The organism is Streptomyces sp. NPDC088554 (assembly GCF_044752945.1).
Lineage (GTDB): Bacteria > Actinomycetota > Actinomycetes > Streptomycetales > Streptomycetaceae > Streptomyces.
In genome coordinates, this window is record NZ_JBIVMF010000005.1 from 267,533 (window position 1) to 291,859 (window position 24,327).

21 protein-coding genes are annotated in these 24,327 nt (G+C 70.8%); 9 read left to right on the forward strand and 12 right to left on the reverse strand.

The features are described from left to right. Positions 1-401: 401 nt before the first annotated feature. Entirely contained in the window at positions 402-1,211 is an 810-nt protein-coding gene (locus ACIP8W_RS08725) for a hypothetical protein (RefSeq protein WP_402202424.1), read from the forward strand. Positions 1,212-1,300: 89 nt separating this feature from the next. Here ACIP8W_RS08725 and ACIP8W_RS08730 read toward each other — a convergent pair whose 3' ends face one another. Further along, positions 1,301-1,699, reverse strand: a complete 399-nt coding sequence (locus ACIP8W_RS08730) for a VOC family protein (RefSeq protein ID WP_401951412.1) — start codon at positions 1,697-1,699, stop codon at positions 1,301-1,303. A gap of 83 nt (positions 1,700-1,782) precedes the next feature. On the opposite strand from ACIP8W_RS08730, the gene ACIP8W_RS08735 reads away from it, so the two are divergent. After that, complete coding sequence (locus ACIP8W_RS08735; protein WP_402202426.1) at positions 1,783-2,331, forward strand: CGNR zinc finger domain-containing protein; 549 nt, start codon at positions 1,783-1,785, stop codon at positions 2,329-2,331. Positions 2,332-2,421: 90 nt separating this feature from the next. Here the strand turns inward: ACIP8W_RS08735 and ACIP8W_RS08740 are convergent, their stop codons facing one another. After that, positions 2,422-3,768: a UDP-glucose dehydrogenase family protein gene (locus ACIP8W_RS08740; protein ID WP_401951407.1), complete on the reverse strand. Its 1,347-nt coding sequence runs from the start codon at positions 3,766-3,768 to the stop codon at positions 2,422-2,424. A 206-nt stretch (positions 3,769-3,974) separates the two neighbouring features. Between ACIP8W_RS08740 and ACIP8W_RS08745 the strand changes: the two genes are divergently transcribed. From ACIP8W_RS08745 to ACIP8W_RS08755, 3 genes are all read left to right on the forward strand, one after another. Beyond that, positions 3,975-5,153, forward strand: a complete 1,179-nt coding sequence (locus ACIP8W_RS08745) for an acyl-CoA dehydrogenase (RefSeq protein ID WP_401951405.1) — start codon at positions 3,975-3,977, stop codon at positions 5,151-5,153. 437 nt (positions 5,154-5,590) lie between these two features. Next, on the forward strand, positions 5,591-5,875 hold the full coding sequence (locus ACIP8W_RS08750; protein ID WP_401951402.1) for a hypothetical protein: 285 nt from the start codon (positions 5,591-5,593) through the stop codon (positions 5,873-5,875). A gap of 60 nt (positions 5,876-5,935) precedes the next feature. Next, positions 5,936-6,412 carry a hypothetical protein gene (locus ACIP8W_RS08755; RefSeq protein WP_402153693.1) on the forward strand — a complete coding sequence of 159 codons (477 nt, stop codon included), beginning with the start codon at positions 5,936-5,938 and terminating at the stop codon, positions 6,410-6,412. 91 nt (positions 6,413-6,503) lie between these two features. On the opposite strand, the gene ACIP8W_RS08760 is transcribed toward ACIP8W_RS08755, so the two are convergent. The 3 genes from ACIP8W_RS08760 to ACIP8W_RS08770 form a co-directional block, all read right to left on the reverse strand. Next, on the reverse strand, positions 6,504-6,917 hold the full coding sequence (locus tag ACIP8W_RS08760) for a cytidine deaminase family protein (RefSeq protein ID WP_401951398.1): 414 nt from the start codon (positions 6,915-6,917) through the stop codon (positions 6,504-6,506). Beyond that, entirely contained in the window at positions 6,917-8,248 is a 1,332-nt protein-coding gene (locus ACIP8W_RS08765) for an LCP family protein (protein ID WP_402202430.1), read from the reverse strand. The genes ACIP8W_RS08760 and ACIP8W_RS08765 overlap by 1 nt, the downstream gene beginning before the upstream one ends. 154 nt (positions 8,249-8,402) lie before the next feature. Then, positions 8,403-9,854: an LCP family protein gene (locus ACIP8W_RS08770; protein WP_401951393.1), complete on the reverse strand. Its 1,452-nt coding sequence runs from the start codon at positions 9,852-9,854 to the stop codon at positions 8,403-8,405. A 271-nt stretch (positions 9,855-10,125) separates the two neighbouring features. Here ACIP8W_RS08770 and ACIP8W_RS08775 point away from each other — a divergent pair, with 271 nt between their 5' ends. Next, positions 10,126-11,178, forward strand: coding sequence for a glycosyltransferase family 2 protein (locus ACIP8W_RS08775; protein ID WP_402202432.1), 1,053 nt, complete (start codon positions 10,126-10,128; stop codon positions 11,176-11,178). A 130-nt stretch (positions 11,179-11,308) separates the two neighbouring features. On the opposite strand, the gene ACIP8W_RS08780 is transcribed toward ACIP8W_RS08775, so the two are convergent. The 4 genes from ACIP8W_RS08780 to ACIP8W_RS08795 form a co-directional block, all read right to left on the reverse strand. Further along, the gene (locus ACIP8W_RS08780) at positions 11,309-13,021 is read right to left on the reverse strand and encodes an LCP family protein (protein WP_402202434.1); all 1,713 of its coding nucleotides are present in this window, start codon (positions 13,019-13,021) and stop codon (positions 11,309-11,311) included. Positions 13,022-13,059: 38 nt separating this feature from the next. Further along, the gene (locus tag ACIP8W_RS08785) at positions 13,060-14,883 is read right to left on the reverse strand and encodes an LCP family protein (RefSeq protein ID WP_401951388.1); all 1,824 of its coding nucleotides are present in this window, start codon (positions 14,881-14,883) and stop codon (positions 13,060-13,062) included. Between the two features lie 219 nt (positions 14,884-15,102). Then, positions 15,103-16,560, reverse strand: coding sequence for an LCP family protein (locus ACIP8W_RS08790; protein WP_402202436.1), 1,458 nt, complete (start codon positions 16,558-16,560; stop codon positions 15,103-15,105). 159 nt (positions 16,561-16,719) lie between these two features. Then, positions 16,720-17,472 carry a TIGR03089 family protein gene (locus tag ACIP8W_RS08795; RefSeq protein ID WP_401951383.1) on the reverse strand — a complete coding sequence of 251 codons (753 nt, stop codon included), beginning with the start codon at positions 17,470-17,472 and terminating at the stop codon, positions 16,720-16,722. A 127-nt stretch (positions 17,473-17,599) separates the two neighbouring features. On the opposite strand from ACIP8W_RS08795, the gene ACIP8W_RS08800 reads away from it, so the two are divergent. The 3 genes from ACIP8W_RS08800 to ACIP8W_RS08810 all read left to right on the forward strand — a co-directional run bounded on the left by ACIP8W_RS08800 (position 17,600) and on the right by ACIP8W_RS08810 (position 21,443). Next, on the forward strand, positions 17,600-19,162 hold the full coding sequence (locus tag ACIP8W_RS08800; RefSeq protein WP_402202439.1) for an N-acetylmuramoyl-L-alanine amidase: 1,563 nt from the start codon (positions 17,600-17,602) through the stop codon (positions 19,160-19,162). Positions 19,163-19,235: 73 nt separating this feature from the next. Further along, positions 19,236-20,369: a sugar phosphate nucleotidyltransferase gene (locus tag ACIP8W_RS08805; protein WP_402202441.1), complete on the forward strand. Its 1,134-nt coding sequence runs from the start codon at positions 19,236-19,238 to the stop codon at positions 20,367-20,369. A 90-nt stretch (positions 20,370-20,459) separates the two neighbouring features. Beyond that, the gene (locus ACIP8W_RS08810; RefSeq protein ID WP_402202443.1) at positions 20,460-21,443 is read left to right on the forward strand and encodes a DNA-3-methyladenine glycosylase family protein; all 984 of its coding nucleotides are present in this window, start codon (positions 20,460-20,462) and stop codon (positions 21,441-21,443) included. A gap of 16 nt (positions 21,444-21,459) precedes the next feature. Here ACIP8W_RS08810 and ACIP8W_RS08815 read toward each other — a convergent pair whose 3' ends face one another. From ACIP8W_RS08815 to ACIP8W_RS08825, 3 genes are read right to left on the reverse strand one after another with little or no spacing between them, the layout of a single operon-like run. Further along, a complete protein-coding gene (locus tag ACIP8W_RS08815) occupies positions 21,460-22,776 on the reverse strand; it encodes a coenzyme F420-0:L-glutamate ligase (protein WP_402202445.1) in 1,317 nt (438 codons plus the stop codon). Further along, complete coding sequence (cofD, locus tag ACIP8W_RS08820; RefSeq protein ID WP_401951369.1) at positions 22,773-23,729, reverse strand: 2-phospho-L-lactate transferase; 957 nt, start codon at positions 23,727-23,729, stop codon at positions 22,773-22,775. Before cofD ends, ACIP8W_RS08815 begins: the two co-directional genes overlap by 4 nt. A gap of 44 nt (positions 23,730-23,773) precedes the next feature. Continuing rightward, positions 23,774-24,265, reverse strand: coding sequence for a cysteine dioxygenase (locus ACIP8W_RS08825; protein WP_402202447.1), 492 nt, complete (start codon positions 24,263-24,265; stop codon positions 23,774-23,776). Between the last annotated feature and the right edge of the window lie 62 nt (positions 24,266-24,327).

The following is a 24,327-nucleotide window of genomic DNA, read 5'->3' on the forward strand; positions in this document are numbered from 1 at the left end:
TGTGAGGGAACGGTCAGGGACTTGTATCATTTTTCGCCCCGCGCGGGTCTCACCGAAGTAGCGCGATTGCCGTGCAATAAATGCGGTTCGGGGAAGCCGCGACAGGCGAGGTACTACGCCCCGAGTTCGAGAAAGCATTTCATGTCCGACCCCCGGCTGTAGCGGGTCGCGTGCCGATATCCGGGAAACGGATGAAACCCGATCATCGTGGACCGTGGCGCCATCGGTCGGGGACGCTCCGGTGCCGCTGAAACCCGGTGTGCCCGCAGGAGGCGAAGGGTTGCCCTCGCGGACATGTACGGACGCCTCCGGTACGCCTAGCGTCGAGGGCGACTGGCGGAACGGTTCGGGGCCGGGTGCTGTGCCCGGCTGCCGACTCCACTACAGGGAGTGGCGGCATCATGGGTTTCGACCGCAAGCAGAAGCATGGCGAGCGGGAAGGAAAAGCTCTGCCGCCTCGGACCTCGGCAACCCAGAGCCAGAGCGTCAATGCGGCGCCCTTCCTGGGGAACCGTCAGGCCACTCCGTCGTCTGTCCTGGCCGTGCAGCGCATGGCGGGGAACGCTGCCGCCGCCGCGTATGTGCAGAGGGTCACCGATGAGGAGCGCGAAAAGGCCAACAAGCGGCGGGAACGCTGGGCCGAGCGAGACATCGCACGCGGCGGTACCCAGGCGGCGGAGAGCTTCACCACCCACGACACCCCGTTCGGTCCGTACAACGAGCGTCCCGGGCGCGGCGGGGCTCCGTACATCACCACCAACATGGATCAGTATCCGGGAACCCAGAAAACCTACGGCCGCTACGTCCGTGAGGAAGAGAGCCGGTTCATCGGTCTGGTCCCCGAACTCGACGCCGAGCAATTCCTGCCCCTCGTCGAGGCGCTGAAGGGGAAGCAGCTGAGCAAGGAGGAGATCGAGGGCCTGAGCGACGACCAGTGCCGAGCGGCGGCGACGCTCATGGGAATCGCCAGCGCCGAGGCCGTTCGCGAGCCGGGAGCGCTCAAGCACATCCGCAGCGCGCTCCGGCGGCAGGCCGACCCGTCTCACGAAGCACCGGAGTTCCTGGAGGACTACCCGCAGGGACGTGTTGGCGGTACCCAACACGAGAACAACATCCGGTCGGGACGGACGAGACGGGCCACGCCCGAGGTCAACACCATTAATGACGCCTCATCCTCATCGGACGAGAGCACATCCCGCCGCCGACGGTGAGTCTCCGGCCGGCCCCGCCGGGACGCGCGAGCTGAGCCGGGGAGGATGAGGGCCCCGTCAGCCCCTGGTTGACGCCGTCCTGGCAGGGCTCAGCCCGAGCAGAGGCAGAACGGATGCCCCGCAGGGTCGGCGTAGACGCGGAACGTCCTCTTCCGGTCCGCCGCCTCCAGGGCCGTCGCGCCCAGTGCCAGGACCTGTTCCTCCGCCGCGTCCAGGTCGGGGACGGTCAGGTCCAGGTGGAACTGCTGGGAGCCCTCGGGCGAGGGCCAGGATGGCGGTACGTACCCGGGCGCGGCCTGGAAGGCGAGTGGGGCGCCGGGGACGCCCGTCAGGTCGACCCAGCTGGCCCCGGCCTCGGTGTCCCCGTCCTGGGTGTCCTCTTGGGCGTCCTCGACCACCTCGCCGCCGAGCAGCGCCGCGTAGAAACGGGCGAGCGCGACCGGGTCGGGGCAGTCCAGGACGATGGCGCCCAGCGTGGCGATGGCCATGGGGATCCTCCTCGGTTACTGGTAAGCGTCATTAACAGGTAATGGTTGCCGCATGGTCCCGCACCGGAGGTACCGTCGCAACCATGACTGACAGGCCGCCCGCGCCCGGCGGGCTCGCCCTGGTGCAGGGGTTCGTGAACACCCTGGACATCGAGACGGGCGTCGACTCACTTGCCACGCCGGAGGGCCGCGCCGCCTTCGGGCTCACCGCACGGACCGTCCCCGCCGCCCGCGAGCTCCGCGAGGCGCTGCGTACGGCCTGCCTCGCCCACGCGGGCCACCGCACGGGCGACGGCTCGACCGCCGTACTGGACCGGCTGCTGGCCGCCGCTCCGCTCCGGGTCGCCGTCGACGCGTGGGGCGCGGCCGTACTCCGCCCGGCCGTGGAGCCGGACGCGCTGCTGTCCCGTATCGCGGTGGCCATCGCGGGCGCGGTGGCGGACGGTACGTGGGTACGGCTCAAGGCGTGCGAGGCGGAGGACTGCCGGTGGGCCTTCTACGACCGCAGCCCGGCGGGGCGCGGTCGCTGGTGTGCCATGTCGGTGTGCGGGGCCCGCGCCAAGATGCGCGCGTACCGCGCCAGGCTGGCGGAGGGCGACAGGCCCGGACCGCCTCTTCGGAGCTGTCCGTAAAGAGCGGCCCGTAACGGTACGGCCCGTAAAGAGCGGCCCGTACCGTAAAAACGCCGCCTCTTAAAGAGGTGGTCAGGCGCGAAGAGGCGGTCAGGCGCGCGGGCGGCCCATCGCGCGGTACGTCCAGCCCGCCTTGCGCCATACCTCCGGGTCCAGGGCGTTGCGGCCGTCCAGGATCAGCCGGCGGGACGTGGCCTCGCCCAGGACCTCCGGGTCCAGCTCGCGGAACTCGCGCCACTCGGTCAGGTGCAGGACGGCGTCCGCGCCGCGTACCGCGTCCAGCGCGCTGTCCGCGTACCGGAGGGTCGGGAAGAGCCGCTTGGCGTTCTCCATGCCCTTGGGGTCGTAGACGGTGACCTGGCCGCCCTGGAGGTGTATCTGCCCGGCGACATTGAGCGCGGGGGAGTCCCGTACGTCGTCGGAGTCCGGCTTGAACGTCGCGCCCAGGACCGCGACCCGCTTGCCCAGGAAGGACCCGTCGCCGCCGACGGCCTCGCGCGCCAGCTCCACCATGTGGCCCCGGCGGCGCATGTTGATCGAGTCGACCTCGCGCAGGAAGGTCAGCGCCTGGTCGGCGCCCAGCTCGCCCGCGCGCGCCATGAACGCGCGGATGTCCTTCGGGAGGCAACCCCCGCCGAAGCCGATGCCCGCGCGGAGGAATTTCTTGCCGATGCGGTCGTCGTAACCCAGCGCCTCGGCCAGTTTGACGACATCACCGCCCGCGGCCTCGCAGACCTCGGCCATGGCGTTGATGAAGGAGATCTTGGTGGCGAGGAAGGAGTTGGCGGAGGTCTTGACCAGTTCGGCGGTGGGGAAGTCCGTCACGACGAACGGCGACCCTTCCCCGACCGGGGTCGCGTACACCTCGCGCAGTGTCCGCTCGGCGCGCTCGCTCGTGACGCCGATGACGATCCGGTCCGGGTGCAGGGTGTCCTGGACGGCGAAGCCCTCGCGGAGGAACTCCGGGTTCCAGGCCAGCTCCACCTCGTCGCCCGCGGGCGCCAGCTCGCGGATCCGGGCCGCGAGGCGGTCCGCGCTGCCGACCGGCACGGTGGACTTGCCGACGACGAGCGCGGGCCGGCGCAGATGGCGGGCGAGGCTCTCCATCGCGGAGTCGACGTACGACATGTCGCAGGCGTACTCGCCGTGCTTCTGCGGGGTGTTCACGCAGACGAAATGGACGTCGCCGAAGTCCGCGGCCTCCGCCCAGTCCAGCGTGAACCGCAGCCGTCCGGTGGATCCCGCGATCCCGGCGACATGCCGGCGCAGCAGCTCCTCCAGCCCGGGTTCGTACATCGGGACCCGGCCCGCGGCGAGCATCTCGATCTTCTCCGGTACGACATCGAGCCCGAGCACCTCGAAGCCCAGCTCCGCCATGGCCGCGGCGTGGGTGGCGCCGAGGTAGCCGGTGCCGATCACGGTGATCTTGAGGGCCATATGGGTGCTCCAAGGGATACGGGCGAGTGCGGTACGGATAGGCCGCGTGCCGGAGACGTGTCGCGCGGCCCGAGCATATCCGCGTGGTGAGCGAGGTAGAGGAGGGTGGGCGGGCGGCTGTCGGGAAGCTCACCTATGCCTGCGCCGGGTTCGCCCCTAAAATCAGGTTACTTAACGGTAGTTAGCATCTTTGGGAGTGGAAGACCGTGACCGGATCGGCCGATTTCGACCTGTACCGCCCGTCCGAGGAGCACGACATGCTCCGCGAGACCGTCCGCGCGCTCGCCGAGGCGAAGATCCTGCCGTACGCCGCGGTCGTGGACGAAGAGGCCCGTTTCCCCCAGGAGGCCCTGGACGCGCTGGTCGCCTCCGACCTGCACGCCGTCCACGTACCCGAGGAGTACGGCGGCGCCGGGGCGGACGCCCTCGCCACCGTGATCGTGATCGAGGAGGTGGCGCGGGTCTGCGCCTCGTCCTCGCTGATCCCGGCGGTCAACAAGCTCGGCTCGCTGCCGGTGATCCTCTCGGGCGGCGAGGACCTCAAGCGGAAGTACCTGGGGCCGCTGGCCAAGGGCGACGCGCTGTTCTCGTACTGCCTCTCCGAGCCGGACGCGGGCTCCGACGCGGGCGGCATGAAGACCAAGGCGGTCAGGGACGGCGACCACTACGTCCTCAACGGGGTGAAGCGCTGGATCACCAACGCGGGCGAATCCGACTACTACACGGTCATGGCGGTCACCGACCCCGACAAGCGCACCAAGGGCATCAGCGCGTTCGTCGTCGAGAAGAGCGACGAGGGCGTCTCCTTCGGCGCCCCGGAGAAGAAGCTCGGCATCAAGGGCTCCCCGACCCGCGAGGTCTACCTCGACAACGTCCGCATCCCCGCCGACCGCCTGATCGGCGCCGAGGGTACGGGCTTCGCCACCGCGATGCAGACCCTCGACCACACCCGCATCACCATCGCCGCCCAGGCCCTCGGCATCGCCCAGGGCGCCCTGGACTACGCCAAGGGGTACGTCCAGGAGCGCAAGCAGTTCGGCAAGCCCATCGCGGACTTCCAGGGCGTCCAGTTCATGCTCGCCGACATGGCCATGAAGCTGGAGGCCGCCCGCCAGCTCACCTACGCCGCCGCTGCCCGCTCGGAACGCGTCTCCGCGGGCGCGACCGGCACCAAGGAGCAGCTGACCTTCTTCGGCGCGGCGGCGAAATGCTTCGCCTCCGACGCCGCGATGGAGATCACCACCGACGCGGTCCAGCTGCTCGGCGGCTACGGCTACACCCGCGACTACCCGGTGGAGCGGATGATGCGCGATGCCAAGATCACGCAGATCTACGAGGGCACGAACCAGGTCCAGCGCATCGTGATGGCGAGGAACCTTCCGTAGCGAAGCAGAAGGGCATGTTATCCCAGGTGGATGGGGTGACGGGCTCAAAAGGAGAAGCCCCTCGCGGGGGTCGCGAGGGGCTTCATTTTGTGGCGCGTAGATCATTTGGGAGATTTTTGGGAGATCATTTCCAGATCCGTATTCTCGGGAGACGGAACGGCTCCGTAGACCTGCCGACCGGGGACCGGGCGGAGGGAATCCTCCCACAGGGCTTGAAGCGAGTTCGAGATCCGCTTCTCCATCGTGTTTGTAAGCACTTGTTTGGGCTCCAGTGCACGGAGTTCTTTTGGCTCCGACGGGCGTTCGACCGCCGGGCCGGTGATGGGCTGATGCACAGACATGGCCTGCGAGAAGCGGCCGTCAGGGGCGAGAGTGAGCCGTCGTCCACCGGTTCGAGGGTGGGGCCAAAACTCGTCCGTACCCCGGGGCCGGCTCAAGTGCTTACAGAAAGTTACGGCGACGCCGTACGCGTATGGCTCCAGGACGGGGCGGGCTCGGGCGCGACCGTCCAATCCGGGCAGGAGATACGGGAGTTCGGCGCGCGGAGCCTGTGGCGCGAGGTCGAGACGGTGTACCGGGAGTACGCCGACCTCGGTGGGCCAGGAGCGGAGGAGTTCGGTCCGACGGTCACCGCCGGAGGGCAGAGTGTGTGGCTCGACTCGCCCCGGACAGGGGCGATGACGATCGCACCGTCACCCGGGAGTGTTACTACTGCCCGGTAGTAGCTGAACGCCGTTCTACAGTGGGTCACTTCCGTCGATTCGGGGGTCGCCTTGCCAGCCATGGACGCGAAGCAGCCGGACTATCCGCCGAAGACCCCGCCTCCTCCGAAGCGTCCGGCGCAGCCGCCGAGGCCGGTGCCGGCGCCGACGCGGCCGGTGCGTCCGGCGGTGATGATGGCGAACCGCCGTGGCGTCAACTGGACGCTGGACGCCTCGCCGTGGACCGCCGGCGTGGTGCGGCGGCGGGTCGTCGAGCAGCTGCACGCGTGGGGCCACACCGGCGCCGACCGGGCCGCCTCCGCCGTCGCCGCCCTGCTGGTGACCACGGCGGTGGCCGACGGCGCCAAACGGATCAGCGTCCATCTCGCGCCCCAGGACGGCCAGTTGCTCGTCGTGGTCCTCTCCCCCTGCCCCGGTCTGCCCACGGCCGCCCCGGAGACCCTGCCCCGCATCGCGGAACTGGGCGCCACGAGCTGTGGCACGGACACCGCCGAGGACGGGCGGCGGCTGTGGGCGGTACTGGATCTGTACCCGTAGACGGACCGGTACGGCTGCCGCGGCGGGAAGGACTGTGATCCGGCTGCCCGACCACAAGGACCCGGCCCTCAGCCTTACGTCGGCCCCGCCGTCAGTCCTGGTGGTCCGCCCACGTGTAGCTCTCCGGGAGCAGGGCCGTGATCGGTACGGTACGGAGCTGCTCGCCGGTGCCGACGATGACGTACAGGCCCGGGAAGTAGTCCAGCAGGAACTGGCGGCAGCGGCCGCACGGGGGCATGACGCCCCGGTCGCGGTCGCCCACGGCGACGATCGTGGTGAGGTCGTAGACGCCCTGGGCGGCGGCCGTGCCGACGAGGACGAGTTCGGCGCAGGGGCCGCCGGTGAAGTGGTAGGCGTTGAGCGCGGTGACGATGCGGCCGTCGGCCGTGCGGGCGGCGGCCGCCATGGTGTGGTTGTCGCCACGGGCCCGGGTACGGGCGATCTGGGTCGCCGCCTCGACGAGCCCGTGGTCGACGGAGGGAGGGGAGGAGGTGGGCGTGGACATCAGTTGCCGGTGACCGTGACTTTCTCGTCGTTGTTGAGCTGCTTCACCAGTTCGGTGACCTTCGCCCGGTCCCAGACGAGGTTGGAGCCGGTGGAGCCCGAGATCGGCATGTTCATGGAGGTGCCGTCGCCGCCCGTGACGCCCTTCATCGCGAAGAACATGCTGCCCAGGGACCACAGCGACATGTCCTTGTCGACGATCAGGGTGTCCAGGCCCGCGCTCATCGTCGGGTAGAGCTTGAACGGGTTGATGATCGTGCTCGGGGTGGCGGTCTGCGAGGCGAGGGCCGCGAGGAACTTCTGCTGGTTCTTCGTACGGTCCAGGTCGCTGCCCGCGAAGGCGTAGCGGGTACGGACGAAGGCGAGCGCCTGTTCGCCGTTGAGGGTCTGCTCGCCCGCCTGGAAGTCGGCGCCGGACTTCTCGTCCTTGAACGCCTTGGGGATGTCCAGGTCCACGCCGCCGATCGCGTCCACGACATTGGCGAAGCCCGCGAAGCCGATCTCGACGTAGTGGTCGATCCGCAGCCCGGTGTTGTACTCGACGGTACGGACGAGCAGCTCGGGGCCGTCCTCCGCGTACGCCGCGTTCAGCTTGGTCTGGCGGCCGGTGTTCGGGAAGAGCTTGCCGGACTCGGAGCCCTTGAACGAGGGGATCGTGACGTTGGAGTCGCGCGGCAGCGAGATCAGCGTCGGGCCGTTGGACCCGGTGTGCAGGATCATCATCGAGTCGGTCCGCTTGCCCTCGGCGGAGCCGGTGTGGAGCTTCTTCTTCTCCTCGTCGGACATGCCCTCGCGGCTGTCCGAACCGACGATCAGATAGTTGGTGCCCTCGCCCTGGTTCGGGCGCTCGATGACCTTGGAGAGATCGACCTCGCGCTTCAGCTGCGAACCGGCCCAGAAGTACGTACCGATGGTGACCGCGAGGAGCGTCACGACCAGCGCCAGCGCGCCGACCTTGATGCGCTTGCGCCAGTCGGGGGCCTGCGGCGACCCGCCGGACCCGTAGCCGTACCCGAAGTCACCGCCCCCGCCGCCCGCGCCACCGTTCTGCCGGGGCACTCCGCCGCCACCGCCGCTGTACACCTGGCCGGTGTTGTAGCCGTCGCGGTTGCCGTACCCGTACCCGTTGCCGTTGCCGTTGCCGTTGCCGTTGCCGTTGCCGTTGCCGTTGCCGTACCCGGGGACGGGGCCGGCGCCCTGTACGTATCCCGGCGTCTGCTGGGGCACCCCGCGTCGCCGCGCATGCGGCATGGCACGCGCGCCCTCGGGCTGTGTGCCTCCGCTGCCGCGCCCGTAACGGTCGCCGTTCGATCCCTCGGGCCAATCATTCATGCGGACCAGTGTGCCGGGCCTTGCCGTGGTCCATACAGGGAGGTAGGGAAATCGGACCGGGGCTGTTGCCAAGCTGATGCAATGCGGACCGTACTAATAAACGACAAAGGTGACGTGTGGAACGGCCCCACGCGATAGCGTTGTGGGGGCGTTTCTACGGGCAGACCGCCTGGTCACCCGTGGTCGCGCCGAACTCGCCCCGGGGCGCCTCCTCGGCCCGTACGGGCGTGACCGCCTCGAAGTCCGTGCCCGCCACCACCTTCAGCGTCGGCCCCTGCCGCTCGACCGCCCGCAGCTCGCTGCCGGGCAGTGCCGCCGCGAGGGATTTCGCCGAGCGGTCCCAGCGCGGGTCGTACATCACGACCGTCCGGGCGGTGTGGGGCGCGTCGGAGGTGAGGGGGGCGCCGGTCGTACGGAAACCGGTGGCGCGCAACTCGTCGTCGACCCGCTTGCCGAGGCCGTCCGTGGGGGTGCCGTTGTAGACCTGCACCCTGATCTCCTCGGGCCGTACGTCGACCGGGGTGGCGCGGTCCGTCGCCGCAGGCCCGGCGGCGGGCGGTGGCGCCAGTGGCTTGTCCTCGCGCAGCGCCCGGAAGAGCCGCTCCGACTTCACCGGGTCCCACTTCACCGTCGAGCCGACGCCCTTGACCAGGGTCCCGGAGCCGTTGCCCGCCAGCGGTACGGACGTGAACTCCGACGAGGACGGCGAGAAGCCCCGCATCGCCTCGTTGACGGTGAGCATCTGCTCCGTACCGAAGCCCGCGTCGGCCCGTACCGAACCGAGCATGGTCGAGGCGACCTGCCGGAACCGCACCGGGTTCAGCAGGACGCCGCTGCTGGTCGCCCGGTTGATCAGCGCGGCCACGAACCGCTGCTGGCGCTGCATCCTGCCGAGGTCGGCCGCGCCGTCGATATGCCGGGAGCGTACGTACTGGAGGGCCTCGCCGCCGTTCATCCTGTGGGTGCCCGGCGCCAGATCGAGCCCGGTGTACGCGTCCTTCAGCGGCCGGGAGGTGCAGATGTCCACGCCGTCGAGCGCGTCGACCGTCTTCATGAAGCTGGTGAAGTCGACCTCCAAATAATGGCTGATCTTCACTCCTGTCATACGTTCGACCGTGGCGACGGTCAGCCGCGGCCCGCCCTCCGCGTACACCGCGTTCAGCTTCACCGCGTGCGGCCCGTGGTGAATGCCGGTGGCGTCGGTGTGGTCGGGCAGCTCCGTGTAGCTGTCGCGCGGCACGCTGACGACGCTGGCACGCTTCCCGTCCGCCGAGAGGTGGACCAGCATGATCGTGTCGGTGCAGTGGCAGGGCGCGCCGCCCAGCCGGTACTTCCGCCGCTCCTCCTCGGTGATCCGGTCGCGGCCGTCGGTGCCGACCAGCAGGAGATTCAGCCCGCGTCCCGCGCCCGGCCGGTTCTTCATGTCCTTGAACGGGTCGACCCGGCCGATCCCGGTGTCGAGGCTCGTCATCACCGCGTGGCCGATCCCGCCCGCCCCCAGCACCAGCACGGAGAACGCCGTCGCCAGCCGCGCCCCCCAGCGCGGCCGGGGCCGGCGGCGGGGCGGCGGAACGGGACGGCGGGTGGTGCGGGGCGGCGTGGACACGGGGGAGCACCTCCGCGAGACGGGGAGAGGGATGGGAGAGGGATGGGAGAGGGATGGGGGGGAGGGGGAGAAGGGGAACGGGAGGACGGGAGGGGGGAGCGTGCCGGGGGCGGGGGGAAACGGCGGATCAGCGCACGGTAGGCCCATACGATCAGCGGCGCCCGGCCGCAACCGGGCGGCGCGCGTCGCGTTCCCCCGTTCGCGGTAACGTGGCGGCCGTAGCGCACTCCGCGCAGTCCCCCCGAAGGACTCGAAGGACCCGAAGGACCACATGCCTGCCCTGTCGCCCGCGGTCTCCGTGATCATGCCGGTGCTCAATGAGGAACGTCATCTGAGGAACTCCGTCCGGCACATCCTGGAGCAGGAGTACGACGGTGAGATGGAGGTGGTGATCGCGCTCGGCCCCTCCACGGACCGTACCGACGAGATCGCCGCCGAACTGGTGCGGGAGACCGCGTCGAGCGCCCGCGCCCGCGTCCACACCGTTCCGAACCCCACCGGCCGTACCCCGGCGGCGCTGAACGCCGCGATCAAGGCGTCCAAGCACCCCGTCGTCGTACGGGTCGACGGCCACGGCATGCTCTCGCCGAACTACATCGCGACCGCCGTCCGGCTCCTGGCGGAGACGGGCGCGCAGAACGTCGGCGGGATCATGCACGCCGAGGGCGAGAACGACTGGGAGCACGCGGTCGCCGCCGCGATGACCTCGAAGATCGGCGTCGGCAACGCGGCCTTCCACACCGGAGGCCAGGCCGGGCCCGCCGAAACCGTGTATCTGGGTGTTTTCCGGCGCGAGGCGCTCGAACAGCAGAACGGCTACAACGAGGAGTTCATCCGCGCCCAGGACTGGGAGCTGAACTTCCGCATCCGCGAGGCGGGCGGCGCCATCTGGTTCTCCCCCGAGCTGCGCGTCCAGTACCGCCCGCGCCCCTCGGTGAAGGCGCTCGCCAAGCAGTACAAGGACTACGGCCGCTGGCGCCATGTCGTCGCCCGCTACCACGCCGGCTCGATCAACCTGCGCTACCTCGCGCCCCCGACCGCCGTCTGCGCCATCGCCGCGGGCGTCGTCGTCGGCGTGGCGCTCACCCCCTGGGGCCTGATCGTCCCCGCCGGCTATCTCGCCGCGATCACCGCGGGCTCGCTCCCGGCGGGCCGGGGCCTGCCCCTCAAAGCGCGCCTCCAGATCCCGGTGGCGCTGGCCACCATGCACATGTCCTGGGGCTACGGCTTCCTGACCAGCCCGCGCTCGCTGGCCAAGAAGGTCATCGCGAGCCGCCGCCCGACAGCCCGCCCGGTTGAGGCGCAAGAGGCGCAAGAGGCGTAAGAAGCACAAGAGGTACGTGTACGTGGACGAGGGGCCGCCCGGCCCGAGAACCGCCGGGCGGCCCCTCGCGTACGTACCGGCCTCTCGTGATACGTACCGGCCCCTCGCGTACGTACCGGCGCCGTACCGCTCAGAAACGGTACGGCGCGTACACGTCCATGCACGCGTCCTTCTCCGCGCCGTTGATCGCGTCCGCCGTGTCCGGTATTCCGCCCGCCGAGGGCTTGCCGTCAGCGCCGTCAGCGCCGGCACCGGCGGACGCGGACGCGGACGCGCTGGGCTCGGCAGTCCCCGGGTAGGCCGAGCCGCTGCGCCAGTCCGCGCCGATGACCACGGTGATCCCCGTGACATCGGTGGACTTCTTCACCGATGCCGGCGGAATCCCGAGCGACGCGGCGACCGCCTGGGCGTCGCCCTCCAGCTCCACGCTGGGGAAGCTGACCGTGGTCGTCTCCTGCGGAGCGGGCTGGGGGTCGGCCGTGGCCCGGGTGTACCCCTTGGCGTGGAGCAGACCGGCGACGGCGGCCGCCCGGTCCCGTACCGGAGCCTGTGACGTCCCACCGGTGCCGTTGCGTACGAACACACCGGTGTCGGCGGGCGCCGAGGCGGGTTCCTTGGTGGCTTCGGCGGTGGCCGGCGCCGACGGGGTGGCCGGTGCCTTCGCCTCGGCATCGGTCCTGGAACCGCTCTTGGCGTCGCTCCTGTCCCCGTTGCTGTCCCCGTTGCTGTCGAACGCCACGTCGTCGCGGAGCATCGTCCACAGCTTCGGGGCGTCGGCCGGGTCGGGGATCAGGTGGTTCCGGTCCTGGGGATCCTCCACCGTCGGCATGGTCGCCATGGTGACGCGGTCGGTCGGCACGCTCTTCAGCTGCATCGCCAGATCGAAGAGCTTCTTGACCGTGCCGATCTCCTCGGAGACCTCCAGCGACTCCGTGGCGGCCTCCGCGAGGCCCGTGAGCCTGGCCGTGTCGGTGAAGACGTTCTGGTCCTTGAGATGGCGGATCATCGAGTTCATGTACATGTGCTGCGCCTTGGCGCGGCCGAGGTCGCTGGAGAAGGCGTGCCGGGTCCGCAGCCACTGGAGGGCCTGTTCCCCCTGGATCTTGTGCGTGCCCGCCGTCAGCTTGAGACCCGATCCGCCGGACGCGTAGGCCGTGGGCCGGTCCCAGACGTTGTTCTTCACGCAGACATCGACGCCACCGATCGCGTCGGCCATCCGCACCACACCGGAGAAGTCGATCGTCATCCAGTGGTCGATGTAGAGACCGGTCAGCCGCTGCCAGGTCGACAGCGTGCAGCCCGCCCCGCCGCGCCCCAGCGAGGCGTTGATGATCGTTTCGGTCTGCGGGTAGACCTTGCCGGTCTTCGCGTCCTCGCACTCGGGGATGGTGACCCGGGTGTCCCGGGGTATGGAGACGACCGAGGCGTTCTTCCGGTCGGCGGATATGTGGACCAGCATCTGCACATCCGCGAGCGGCGGATCGCCGATGGTGTTCCTGCTGCCGCCCAGCGCGACGTTCTCCGGTTTGTTACGGCTGTCGGAGCCCAGCAGCAGGATGTTCACGGGGGTCTGGCCCGCCGCGTTCGCGCCTGCTTTGTCGGGGTCGTCCCCGGAGCCGCTGCGCGCGCCGCTGCGGATATTGCCGTTGAGGTGTTCGTAGTACAGATAACCGGCGCCGGCCGTCCCGAGTATCAGCAGGGACAGCACGGCGGCCGACCAGCGGAGTACGCGCCGGGGCGCCCGCGCCGTAGCTGCAGCCGTGTCCGTAGCCGTGCTCTCCGCATGGGGAGGAGGGTTTGCGGCGACAGTACTTACTGAGGCGCTCCCGCTGGAGGAGCCCATCTTCTTCTCGTGCGGTACGGGCCGACGTCCCGTCGTCGTCACTTCGCGCAGACCTGCTTGTCCGCTTCGACCTTCTGTACGTTCTTCGACACCTTGGCCGGGCCCGTGATCGGCACACCCGCGCCCTTGAAGTCCTTGCCGAGGGTCAGCGTCATCGCCTCAAGCCCTACGGCGTCCTCCGTGCCCGGCTTCATCCCGGCGGCGGGCAGCCCCATCATCGCGGCGAGCGCGCGCGCCTGGTCGGCCTGGTTCGGCGCGTACTCCAGCGTCGTCCTGTCCACGTTCTCCGGGGCGTTGCCCTTGTTGGAGGACTTCAGGACGCCCTCGGTGATCTGGAGCCAGTTCAGCGTCTCCTGCGCGGACCCCTGCGGGCCGCCGCCGTTGAACACGTCGACCCGTACGTCGGCCGGGGCGGCCCTGGTGCCCTTGAGGAGCGCCGCCTGCTCCTTCTTGGCGGCCTGCTCCTTCGCCGACTCCTTCTTCTTCACCTCGGTGAGGGAGACGTCGTTCTGCATCATCGCGAACAGCGGCTTGGCCTCGGCGTCGTTGAGGACCACGGTCGCCTTGACCGCCTCGGCGGGGTTGTCGAGGACCGGCAGCGTCATGAAGGTGATGTTCTTGGCCGGGACCTTGGCCAGCTCCGTGGCGAGGTCGCTGAGCTTGTCGATGCTGCCGATGCCGGTGTCGACCGTGAGCGCCTTCGTCGCCGCCTCCGCCAGCTTGAACAGTTTACTCGGGCTGGTGAGCGTGTCGCCGGACTTCATCTCGCGGATCATCGAGCTGAGGAACTGCTGCTGCGTCTCGATCCGGCTGAGGTCGCTCTCGTTGCCGAAGGCGTGCCGGGTACGGACGAAGGCCAGCGCGTCCTCACCCGAGATCTTGTGCTCGCCCTTGGAGAGCTTGAGCCGCGACTTCTTGTCGTCGACGTCCTTGGCCACACAGACCGTGACACCGCCGACCGCCGTGGACAGCGTTTTGACGGCGTTGAAGTCGGCCATCATGAAGTGGTCGACCTCCAGCCCGGTGATTTCCTGGACGGTACGCATCGTGCAGCCGGGGTCGCGGTCGTCCTGGCCGAGGCTGTTGTTGAACCGCGTCTGCGGAGTGCCGGGAATGGTCTCCGTGCCGTTCTCCGTCCTGGTCTCGCAGTCGGGGATATCGGTGATCAGGTCGCGGGGGATCGAGAGGACCGTGGCGTTCGTACGGTCTTTCGATACGTGGAACAGCAAATTGGTGTCGGCGTGGCCGACGCTGCCCGCGTCGCCGTATCCCTCGTTACCGGCGCCGGTACGTTTGTCCGTACCGATCAACAGTATGTTGACGGGCTCGCCCTTCTTGAAGCCGCCGCTGCCCGCGCCCGCGACATCGATGGTGGCGATGTTGCCGTTGAGGTGCTCGTAGTAGAGGTATCCGCCGATGGAGCCGCCGACGACGAGGAACGCCAGCACCCCGCCGGTCCAGCCCAGCGCTTTCTTCTTCCCCGACTTCCTCGGCTTGCGCTTGCGCCTGCCCACGACCGCTGCCGCCGCCTCCGGCTGGCTCTTCCCGGCCCGGCGGCTGCCGCGCTGTCCCGGCACGTCGGTGCGCGGCTGGGCCGCCTTGCCGCTGCCGCGGGAGCCGGATCTCGTACCGGATCCCGCACCCGGTTCCGTCCCTGATTCCGGGCCGGGCTCCGACCCGGCCTCGGGCTCCGCCTTCCGGGGCGAGGGGGCCGCTCTACGCGCGTTTCGCGGTGGAGTCACCGCGGGCGACTGCCCAGCGGATTGGTCCAGTCGCAGCTCGTAGTTACCCGTTTCCGGGTTGAGGACCCACTGGTCGGCGGGGTCGATCTCCTCCGCCTGCCCACGGTTCTGTGCATCCACGGTTGCTTGAATCCTCCGTCGGTGCCACGCGAGGTCTTCCCCGGAAGACGCTCGGTTTCGCTCCAGCTAGTGCGCGACCTGACGGCCGGTTGCACCGGATCGCGCCACACTATCCGTCCAGTTCAGCGTCGAGTGACGCGCGTGACAAATTCCACGCTTCTTACAAGTGGGCAATCCGCCCAATCTTCATGGACCGCCGGTGAGTCTTTGGGAATCGTTTTACTCGCACACGCCCACCGAGGCATTTGTCCCCGAGAATGTCGGCGACGGGTTCGGAGCGCCGCTCGCGGTTTCGCCGACGCGGGTCGTTTCGCCGCCGGCCGTTTCGTCGCCCTTCGTGGTTTCGCCGTCGCCCGTGGTTCCGCTGTCGTCCGCCTTCTCCCGGAGGGATACGGAGATGGGCTTGTCGTCGCGCAACTGCTCGAAAAGGAGATCCGCGTCCGGCTGTACGAGTTCGTCGCGATTCGCGTTGTACCGGTACTGCTGCCGGGGAGCGGTCAGAAACTGCACCTTTTCGGCCGGAACGCTCCGCATGGAACGCGTCAGATCGTAAAGGTCGCTGAGTGAACCGAGACCCGGATCGGTGGTGAGGGACTTCGTCGCCGCGTTCAGCACCGGATAGAGCTGCGTCGGGTCGAGCAGTACGCCGTCGCTCTGCACCTTCTTGAACAGCGCCCCGAGAAAACCCTGCTGCCGGCTTATGCGCTGGGTGTCGCTGCCGTCACCGAGGCTCTTGCGCACCCGTACGTAGCCGAGGGCCTGCTCGCCGTCGAGGATCTGCCGGCCCGCCGGGAGCTTGAGCTTGGAGTCGCTGTCGTCGACCGGCTCCTTGAGACAGACCTCGACGCCGTCCACCGCGTCCACCATGTCCTTGAAACCGTTGAAGTCGATCACCATGTGGTGGTCGACGCGGATGCCGGTGAGCTTCTCGATCGTACGGATGGAACAGGCCGCCCCGCCCGCCTCGAAGGCCCAGTTGAACTGCGCGAACCGCTCCTTCGCCCGCGTGCCGTCCGCCCTGCGGCAGCTCGGGGTGTCCACCATCAGGTCGCGCGGGAAGGAGACGGCGGTCGCGCTCTTCCGGTCGGCGGCGAGATGCAGCAGGATCGTCGTGTCCGAGCGCTGTGAACCACCGTCGTCCTGGCCGTACTTGCCGTTGCCCTTGCCCGCCCGGCTGTCCGAGCCGATGAGGAGGATGTTCTCCGCGTCGAGGGCGACGGGCTGGGGGCGGTCCTTCTCGTAGGTCTCCAGCTCGGCGGCGGTGCTGGTGTCGGTCGTGATGTTGCCGTCGAGCTTCTGGTAGAACCACCAGCCCGCGCCGCCCGCCGCGAGCACGGCGACGGAGGTCCCGACCGCGACCCAACGCAGCCAGCGGCGCTTGCGCTTGGGGCGCGCGGAGGCAGCGGGGACGGAGGCAGCGGGGACGGAGGCAGCGGGGACGGTGTCGGCGGGGACGGTGTCAGCGGCGGGCTCGGGGGTGTCCTCCGTGGTGCCGGAGGGATTCGTGGCGCCGGGGGAGTTCGCGGTGTCGGAGGAGGCCGTGGAATCCGCAGTGTCCGCAGCGTCCGAGGTCCCCGCCGACCCGGACCCCTCGGACCCCCCGGTCTTCCCGGACTCCGCGGACTTCTCGTCCGGTTCGGGCGGCGTGCCAGCACTGTCGGTCACGTCTTCGTCCATCCTTCAAGCCGTACGGCGGCGCACTGGGCCGCCGGTTGCTGTCGTAGACGGGCGAGGGCCGCCCTGGGTTGTGCTCGGGAACCTGTGTATCGCCGATCATGTACTTCGGTTTGGTCACGGCGTCGCGCACCCGGTCCACCCGGCGTTTCACCCCGTGTTTCACCCCGTGCGGTGGGTGACTCTCTCGCTGGTGACGCGCTGTTCGAGGGCGTCCGCCGGGAGCTTCCCGAGATGCCGGCAGAGGACGACGGACCCGTCCGCCGCGAGCGGTGCGAACAGCCCGGCCGAGAGCCCCTCCCAGCTGTCGTACGGGAGCCCCGACAGCAGCCTGGAACCGGGCGCGAGACCGCGCCCTGCGGCGTCCTCCCGTGCCCGCGCGACGAGTTGGGCCGAGGTCAGCTCCGTACCGTCGACGACGAGCGCGGGCGCGTCCGGGTCCACCGGGGCGTACGGCGTGAAGCGGTCGCCCTGTCCCGGTACCTCGACCGCGTAGTCGGCGAAGCCCTGCGGGGGCTGCGGGAAACGGCCGCCGAGCGGGCGCAGCGCGAGCGCCACCCGCTCGCCGCCGCACGCGCGGGCCGCGTCCAGCGTGTCGGGGCCGCTGACGACGAGATCGGCCCCGGCGGGGTCGCCGCCGATCTCGGCGGTCACCCCGACCGAGGAGCAGGCGAGCAGCCAGACGGCGCTCTGCCAGTGCGCGGGCAGCAGCAGCGCGAGCCGGTCGCCCGGCTCGGCGGACAGTTCGCCCTGGAGCAGATTGGCGGTCTTGGACACCCAATTGGCGAAGGTGGCCACGGACAATTCGACGCGCTCACCGGTGGCATCGTCGTAGAAGGTGACCAAGGGGCGGGCCGGGTCCGCGGCGAGAGCGGATCGCAGCAGGTCGGCAGGGGTGCGGTCGCTGGCTTTCACCCGGGCAAGGGTACGCCGACGGGCTCGCGCGCCGCCGCCGTACCGGTGACGCCGTACGCCGGTTGGACCGACGTGCCGTCAGTTTTCCCGACGGGCGGGCGGGTCCTCGCGCCCGGAGGATCGGCACATGCGTGCCAACCTTGCATCCTCGATCGGCGTCGCGTGTACCGCCGCCCTGGTCCTCCCCCTGTCACTGTCCTCGGGCGCGGCGGCCGAACCGGCCACCTCCGCCACCACCACGGCAACCGCCACCACGACCGGCACCACCGCCGTCCGCTCCGTGCCGGGCTCCACCCAGTCCCTCCCGCTCACCCCCCTCCGGTCGGCGCGGGCGCCCGGCGCGGCCATGGAACAGGGCGTGACCCGGCGCGATGTCCGCCCCTTCTCGCTGGTCGGTGTCGTCTGGGACGACGCCGACGCCGAACTCCACGGCACGGTCCAGGTCCGTACCCGCGCGACCGGCACCCAGGTCTGGTCCGACTGGCAGGACGTCGAGACGCACAACCAGGAACACGGTGCCGACCTCGGTACAGAGGAGCGCGACTCGGGGACGGTCCATGGCTCCACCGCGCCGCTCTGGGTCGGCGATTCGGACGGCGTGGAGCTGCGCGTACGGGCCGTGGAGGAAGCCGAAGGAGCCGCAGGCGCAGAAGGCGCAGAAGGAGCAGAAGGAGCCGGAGGGGGAGGCGCGGGCGAGGGAGGCGAGGGCGGGACGACCCGCCCGATCCGTACGCTGCTGCCGTACGGTATGCGGCTGGAACTGATCGATCCGGGCGAGGAACCGACCAGGGCCGGGGTGCCCGCCAAGGGCCAGGAGGAGGGCGCGTCCGGTGCCGCGCCCGGCGGCCCGTCGGACGTCGCCGCCGCCATGTCCGAGGCGGACCGGGCCAGTTCGGAGGCGAACGCGGGCCTGGCACCGCTCGGCGCGGCCGTCATCCCCGAGCTGTCCGCAGCGCAGTCGACAGAGACAGCGCAGTCGACAGAAGCAGCGCAGTCGACAGAGGCAGCGCAGTCGACGGAGGCGGCAGAGGCAGCCGAGTCGACCGGGGCCGCGGGGCCGACCGGCTCGGTGGACGCCCAGCGCTACGAGGGGCCGCGCCCCGCCATCATCACCCGCCGCGGCTGGGGCGCCGACGAGTCGCTGCGCGAGAGCCGGTTCGGCTACACCAGCACCGTCAAGGCGGCCTTCGTGCACCACAGCGCCACCGGGAACAACTACACCTGTGCCGAGGCGCCCTCAGTCCTGCGCAGTATCTACCGCTACCACGTCAAGAGCAGTGGCTGGCGCGATTTCGGCTACAACTTCGCCATCGACAAGTGCGGAAACATCTACGAAGGGCGGGCCGGTGGAGTGGCCAAGCCCGTACTCGGCGCGCACACCCTCGGCTTCAACACCAACAGCACGGGCATCGCCGTCCTCGGAACGTACAGCGGTACGAATCCACCGGCCGCCGCCGTGACCGCCATCGCCAAGCTCACCGCGTGGAAGCTCGGGCTGTACGGGCACGACCCGCGCTCCAAGGTCACGCTGACGTCCGGCGGGAGCGGGAAGTACGCCAAGGGCACCCGGGTCAGTCTCAACCGGATCTCCGGCCACCGGGACGGATTCTCCACCGAGTGCCCGGGGATCCGGCTCTACGAGAAGCTCGGCGCGGCACGGACCTCGGCCGCCGACTACCAGGGCCGCTGACCGGCCGGGACGGGTAGGTTCGGATTCGCTTCCCGCCGCGAACACTGGTCGGTTTCCGGGTACGTACGCATGTATGCATGTACGTACGACAAGCCCGGCCCCTTGCAGAAGCGGAGACGACACGGTGACAGAAGCGATCCTCCTGGTCGGTGGAAAGGGCACCCGGCTACGGCCGCTCACGGTGCACACGCCCAAGCCGATGGTGCCCGCGGCGGGCGTCCCGTTCCTCACGCACCAGTTGGCGCGGGCGAAGGCGGCGGGCGTCGAGCGCGTCGTCCTCGCCACGTCGTACCTCGCCGAGGTCTTCGAGCCGTACTTCGGGGACGGTTCGTCCCTCGGTCTGAGCCTGGAGTACGTGACCGAGCGCGACCCGCTCGGGACGGGCGGCGCCCTCGGGAACGTCGCCTCCCGACTGCGCTCCGGGCCGGACGACCCGGTGCTCGTCTTCAACGGCGACATCCTCACCGGCCTCGACATCCGCGCGCTCGTCGCGACGCACACCTCGTCCGGCGCGGACGTCTCGCTGCATCTGACCCGGGTCGAGGACCCGCGCGCCTTCGGGCTGGTGCCGACCGACGCGGACGGGCGGGTGACGGCGTTCCTGGAGAAGCCGCAGACCCCGGAGGAGATCGTCACCGACCAGATCAACGCGGGCGCCTATGTGTTCCGGCGCTCGGTGATCGACGCGATACCGCTGGGGCGTCCGGTCTCCGTCGAGCGTGAGACCTTCCCCGGGCTGCTGGCGGCGGGCGCGCACCTCCAGGGGATGGTCGACTCCACGTACTGGCTGGATCTGGGCACCCCGCAGGCGTTCGTACGCGGCTCCGCCGATCTGGTCCTCGGCCGCGCCCCCTCCCCGGCGGTCCCCGGCCGCTGCGGAGACCGGCTGATCCTGCCGACCGCCTCCGTCGCCGCCGACGCCAAACTCACCAGCGGTACGGTGATCGGCGCCTCGGCGGTGATCGGCGCGGGCGCCCGGATCTCGGGCAGCGCGGTGCTGGACGGCGCGGTCGTCGAGGCGGGCGCGGTCGTCAGCGACTCCCTGATCGGCGCGGGCGCCCGGATCGGCGCCCGCACGGTGGTCTCGGGCGCGGTCGTGGGGGACGGCGCGGTGGTCGGCGCGGACAACGAACTGCGGTCGGGGGTCCGGGTGTGGTGCGGGGCGGTGCTGCCGGCGGGGGCGGTGCGGTTCTCCTCGGACCTGTAGCGGCCTGTAGCGGCCTGTGGCGGGCCTGCTGGTGGCTGGTTCGGGGCGGTTAGGCTCGGGGGTGACCCCGACACCCCCGAGGACCCCCCTGTGGCAGGCCGCTTCGCTCCCCGACCCGCGCTCCCGGCGCCCCGTCCCGCGGGCCCGTCCCCGGCCGGGAAGCCGCGGCGCTGGACGCCCCCGAAGCCGTACGACCTCGGGCTGGTGCTCGGGCCGCTGCGCAGGGGGCCGGGCGACCCGACGTTCCGCGCGGACGCGGACGGGGCGGTACGGCGGGCCAGCCGGACGCCCGAGGGGCCCGGCACGCTGCGGGTCGTGTGCCGGGACGGTGCGGTGGCGGCCGAGGCGTGGGGGCCGGGCGCGGACTGGCTGCTCGAACAGCTCCCCGAACTGCTCGGCGCCGCCGACGCCCCGGACGGGTTCACCCCGCGCCACCGGCTGCTCGCCGAGACCGCGCGCCGCCGCCCGGGGCTGCGGCTCTGCCGTACCGGACTCGTACTGGAATCCCTGATCCCGTCGATCCTGGAGCAGAAGGTCACCACGGTCGAGGCGTACCGCGCCTGGCGGCTGCTGGTACGGAAGTACGGGGAGCCCGCGCCGGGACCGGCGGCGAAGGGCCCGGGGGAGGGGCTGTACGTCATGCCCGACGCGCGGACCTGGACGCTGATCCCGTCCTGGGAGTGGCACCGGGCCGGGGTCGACGCCCGGCGCGCCTCGACGGTCCTGCGGGCGGCCCGGGTCGCCCGCAGACTGGAGGAGGCCGCGACGATGGAGCCCGAACAGGCAGCCGCCCGGCTGGAGTTGGTCCCGGGCGTCGGCCCGTGGACCTCGGCGGAGACCGTCCAGCGCGCGAACGGCGCCCCCGACGCCGTGACCGTGGGCGATCTCCACCTGCCCGGCATCGTCGGCCACGCGCTGGCCGGTGACCGCGACACGGGCGACGCGGCGATGCTGGACCTCCTCGCCCCGTACGAGGGCCAGCGCCACCGCGCCGTCCGGCTGATCCTGCTGAGCGGCGCCACCCCGCCGCGCCGCGCGCCGAGGATGCGGGCGGGGGACATCGCCCGGCTCTGAGCCCCTGCCGGGGCCCTCAGCGCACCTCGAAGAACGCCTCCGGGGAGCGCGCGGGCCGGTCCTCGGGCGGGGCCGCCGCACGGCCGACCGCGACCGCGCCCATCGGGTCCCAGTGGCCCGGCAGGTCCAGCACGTCCCGTACGACATCGCGGCAGAACATCGTGGAGGAGACCCAGGCGGAGCCGAGCCGCTCACCGGCCAGCGCCACCAGGAAGTTCTGCACCCCGGCGCCCGAGGCGACGACGAACATCTCGCGCTCGGCGGCGTCCCGGCGCGCGTCGCCGTAGGTGTGCGAGCCGTCCATGACCAGACACGGCACCACCAGATAAGGGGCCCGGCGCAGGATGTCACCGCGCCGCACCCGCTTGGCGATGGACTCCTCCGACCTGCCGTCCCGGCGCAGATCGGCGATCCAGGCGTCCCGCATGGCGTCCAGCAGGGCGGTCCTGGAGCGCTCGGACTCCAGCAGGACGAACCGCCACGGGGTGGTGTGGTGCGGCGCGGGCGCCGTGATCGCCGCCGCGACCGCGCGCCGGACCGCGCCGGGGTCGACCGGCTCGTCGGCGAACTCACGGACGGTACGCCGCTGGGTCACCGCTTCCCGTACGGCCTCGGAGGTGCCGAGGCGGAACATGTCGTCCGCCGCGCCCCGCACCAGCGCGCGGGTGCCGTCCTCGGCCGCGCCCGGCTCGGCCACGAGGTGCGCCAGCCCGCTCACCACGGCCACCGGCAGGCCCTCGGCCTTGCCCTTGACCAGATCGCCCGCGGCGGCCAGCTCGTCGGCGACGGCGACGACCGTCACGTTCAGCGGGTTGCCGTGGGAGTCCGTGCCGCCGCGCAGATCGTCCAGGGCGCGGACCCCGGCGGCGCCGATCGCGACATCGGTGAGGCCGCTGCGCCAGGGCCGCCCGAAGGTGTCCGTGACGATCACGCCGACATTCACCCCGAGCGCGTCCCGCAGCCCCTCCCGCAGGGCGCGCGCGGAGGCGTCCGGCTCCTCGGGCAGCAGCAGGACCGTCCCGGCGGCGGTGTTGGAGGCGTCGACCCCGGCGGCGGCCATGACCAGGCCCTGCCGGTTCTCGACGATACGGAGGGTGCCGCGCCGGGCCACGACCCGTACCGTCTCGGCGTCGATGGCGGCCTCGCGGTCCGCCGCCTCGACGATCCGGCCCTCGGCCTTGGAGACGATCTTCGAGGTGACCAGCAGGATGTCCCCGTCGGCCAGCCCGGGACCGGCGGTCACGATCAGCTTCACCAGGTCGTCACCGGGCTGGACCTCGGGCAGTCCGGCCAGCGCGCGCACCCGGTACGACACGGGGGACGGCGCCGTCATGCCCGTACCTCCTCGGCGAGGGCCAGCGCCTCGCGGGCCATCGCGGCGGTGGCGTCCAGATCCGTCATCATCAGCGGGACCGCGCGGCTGCGGATGCCCGCCTCCTCGATCGTGGCCACCGCCCCGGCGTCCACGGTGTCGACCAGCCAGCCGTCGAGCAGCCCCGAGCCGTAGTGCAGGGCGACCGCCGAGGCCGTCGACTCGACACCGATCGCGGAGAGCACCTTGTCGGCCATGCCGCGCACGGGCGCGTCGCCGACGATGGGGGAGAGACCGACGACCGGGACGCCCGCCTCGGCGATGGCCTCCCGGATACCGGGCACGGCCAGGATCGTCCCGATGCTGACCACCGGGTTGGACGGCGGGAAGAGGATGACGTCGGCGGCGGCGAGGGCCTCCAGCACCCCCGGCGCGGGCTTGGCCCGGTCGGCGCCGACCGGGACGACCGCGTGCGCGTCGACCGAGGCCCGCATCTTCACCCAGTACTCCTGGAAGTGCACGGCCCTGCGCTCGCCGTCCACATCGATGGCGACATGCGTCTCGACCCGGTCGTCGGTCATCGGCAGCAGCCGCACGCCCGGCTTCCAGCGGGCGCAGAGCGCTTCGGTGACGGCGCTCAGCGCGTAGCCGGCGCCGAGCATCTGCGTACGGACGATATGGGTGGCGAAGTCGCGGTCGCCGAGGCCGAACCACTCGGGGCCCACGCCGTAGGCCGCCAGTTCCTCCTTGACCTGGAACGTCTCGTCGAGACGCCCCCAGCCCTGCTCTTCGTTGATGCCGCCCCCGAGGGTGTACATCACGGTGTCGAGGTCGGGACATACCTTCAGCCCGAACAGATGGATGTCGTCACCGGTGTTGCCGATCACCGTGACGTCCGCGTCCGGCGCGGCCCGCTGGAGGCCACGGAGGAAACGGGCGCCGCCGATACCGCCGGCCAGAACCACAATGCGCATAGGAACAGTCTGTCAGCCGCAGGGTGATCCTTGAGGGGTGGGCGTCAGGCGGGTACGACATTCCGGGTGGCCGGGGCGGAGTGCATGGGCATCTCGGTCAGACCCGGGTAGTAGATGTGCAGACTCACGGCCGGTTCCAACGTGTCGTTGACCACTTCGTGGGCATAACCGGGCGCGAGGACACGCTGGGCGCCCGCTGCGAGCGTACGGACGCCGGTGCGCGAACGCTCCGTCAGCTCTCCTTCGAGCACGGTCAGGACGCCCGAGGAGCGGCCGTGGTCGTGGGCGTGGGTGCCCTGTCCCGGCACCCAGGAGAGCAGCCACACCTCGTAGCCGGGGCCGGTGCGCAGCCGGTGGTACCAGCGGCTGGTGGCGTCGTACTGGACGAGCGGGGCCCACAGCGCGCGGTCGGCGGCGAGGGCGCGGGCGAGGCCCACGTATTCGGCCACGGTGACGGGGTGCTCCCGGGCGGGCCGGAGCAGGTGCGGGACCTCGAGGAGGTCGCCGGCGATCTGGATGTCGCTGTCGCTGTTCATGGGGTGCGGTGTTCCTCGGCAGAAACGAAGTGAGGGGGGTGTCACGGAGCGCGTACGAGCGG

Bases quoted from the DNA above. Each gene is read 5' to 3' on its own strand.
- ACIP8W_RS08725 (WP_402202424.1), top strand. From the start codon at position 402: ATGGGTTTCGACCGCAAGCAGAAGCATGGCGAGCGGGAAGGAAAAGCT.
- ACIP8W_RS08825 (WP_402202447.1), bottom strand. From the start codon at position 24,265: ATGAACAGCGACAGCGACATCCAGATCGCCGGCGACCTCCTCGAGGTC.
- ACIP8W_RS08815 (WP_402202445.1), bottom strand. From the start codon at position 22,776: ATGACGGCGCCGTCCCCCGTGTCGTACCGGGTGCGCGCGCTGGCCGGA.
- ACIP8W_RS08780 (WP_402202434.1), bottom strand. From the start codon at position 13,021: ATGGGCTCCTCCAGCGGGAGCGCCTCAGTAAGTACTGTCGCCGCAAAC.
- ACIP8W_RS08755 (WP_402153693.1), top strand. From the start codon at position 5,936: ATGGACGCGAAGCAGCCGGACTATCCGCCGAAGACCCCGCCTCCTCCG.
- ACIP8W_RS08775 (WP_402202432.1), top strand. From the start codon at position 10,126: ATGCCTGCCCTGTCGCCCGCGGTCTCCGTGATCATGCCGGTGCTCAAT.
- ACIP8W_RS08760 (WP_401951398.1), bottom strand. From the start codon at position 6,917: ATGTCCACGCCCACCTCCTCCCCTCCCTCCGTCGACCACGGGCTCGTC.
- ACIP8W_RS08805 (WP_402202441.1), top strand. From the start codon at position 19,236: ATGCATGTACGTACGACAAGCCCGGCCCCTTGCAGAAGCGGAGACGAC.
- ACIP8W_RS08765 (WP_402202430.1), bottom strand. From the start codon at position 8,248: ATGAATGATTGGCCCGAGGGATCGAACGGCGACCGTTACGGGCGCGGC.
- cofD (WP_401951369.1), bottom strand. From the start codon at position 23,729: ATGCGCATTGTGGTTCTGGCCGGCGGTATCGGCGGCGCCCGTTTCCTC.
- ACIP8W_RS08800 (WP_402202439.1), top strand. From the start codon at position 17,600: ATGCGTGCCAACCTTGCATCCTCGATCGGCGTCGCGTGTACCGCCGCC.
- ACIP8W_RS08730 (WP_401951412.1), bottom strand. From the start codon at position 1,699: ATGGCCATCGCCACGCTGGGCGCCATCGTCCTGGACTGCCCCGACCCG.
- ACIP8W_RS08790 (WP_402202436.1), bottom strand. From the start codon at position 16,560: ATGGACGAAGACGTGACCGACAGTGCTGGCACGCCGCCCGAACCGGAC.
- ACIP8W_RS08740 (WP_401951407.1), bottom strand. From the start codon at position 3,768: ATGGCCCTCAAGATCACCGTGATCGGCACCGGCTACCTCGGCGCCACC.
- ACIP8W_RS08735 (WP_402202426.1), top strand. From the start codon at position 1,783: ATGACTGACAGGCCGCCCGCGCCCGGCGGGCTCGCCCTGGTGCAGGGG.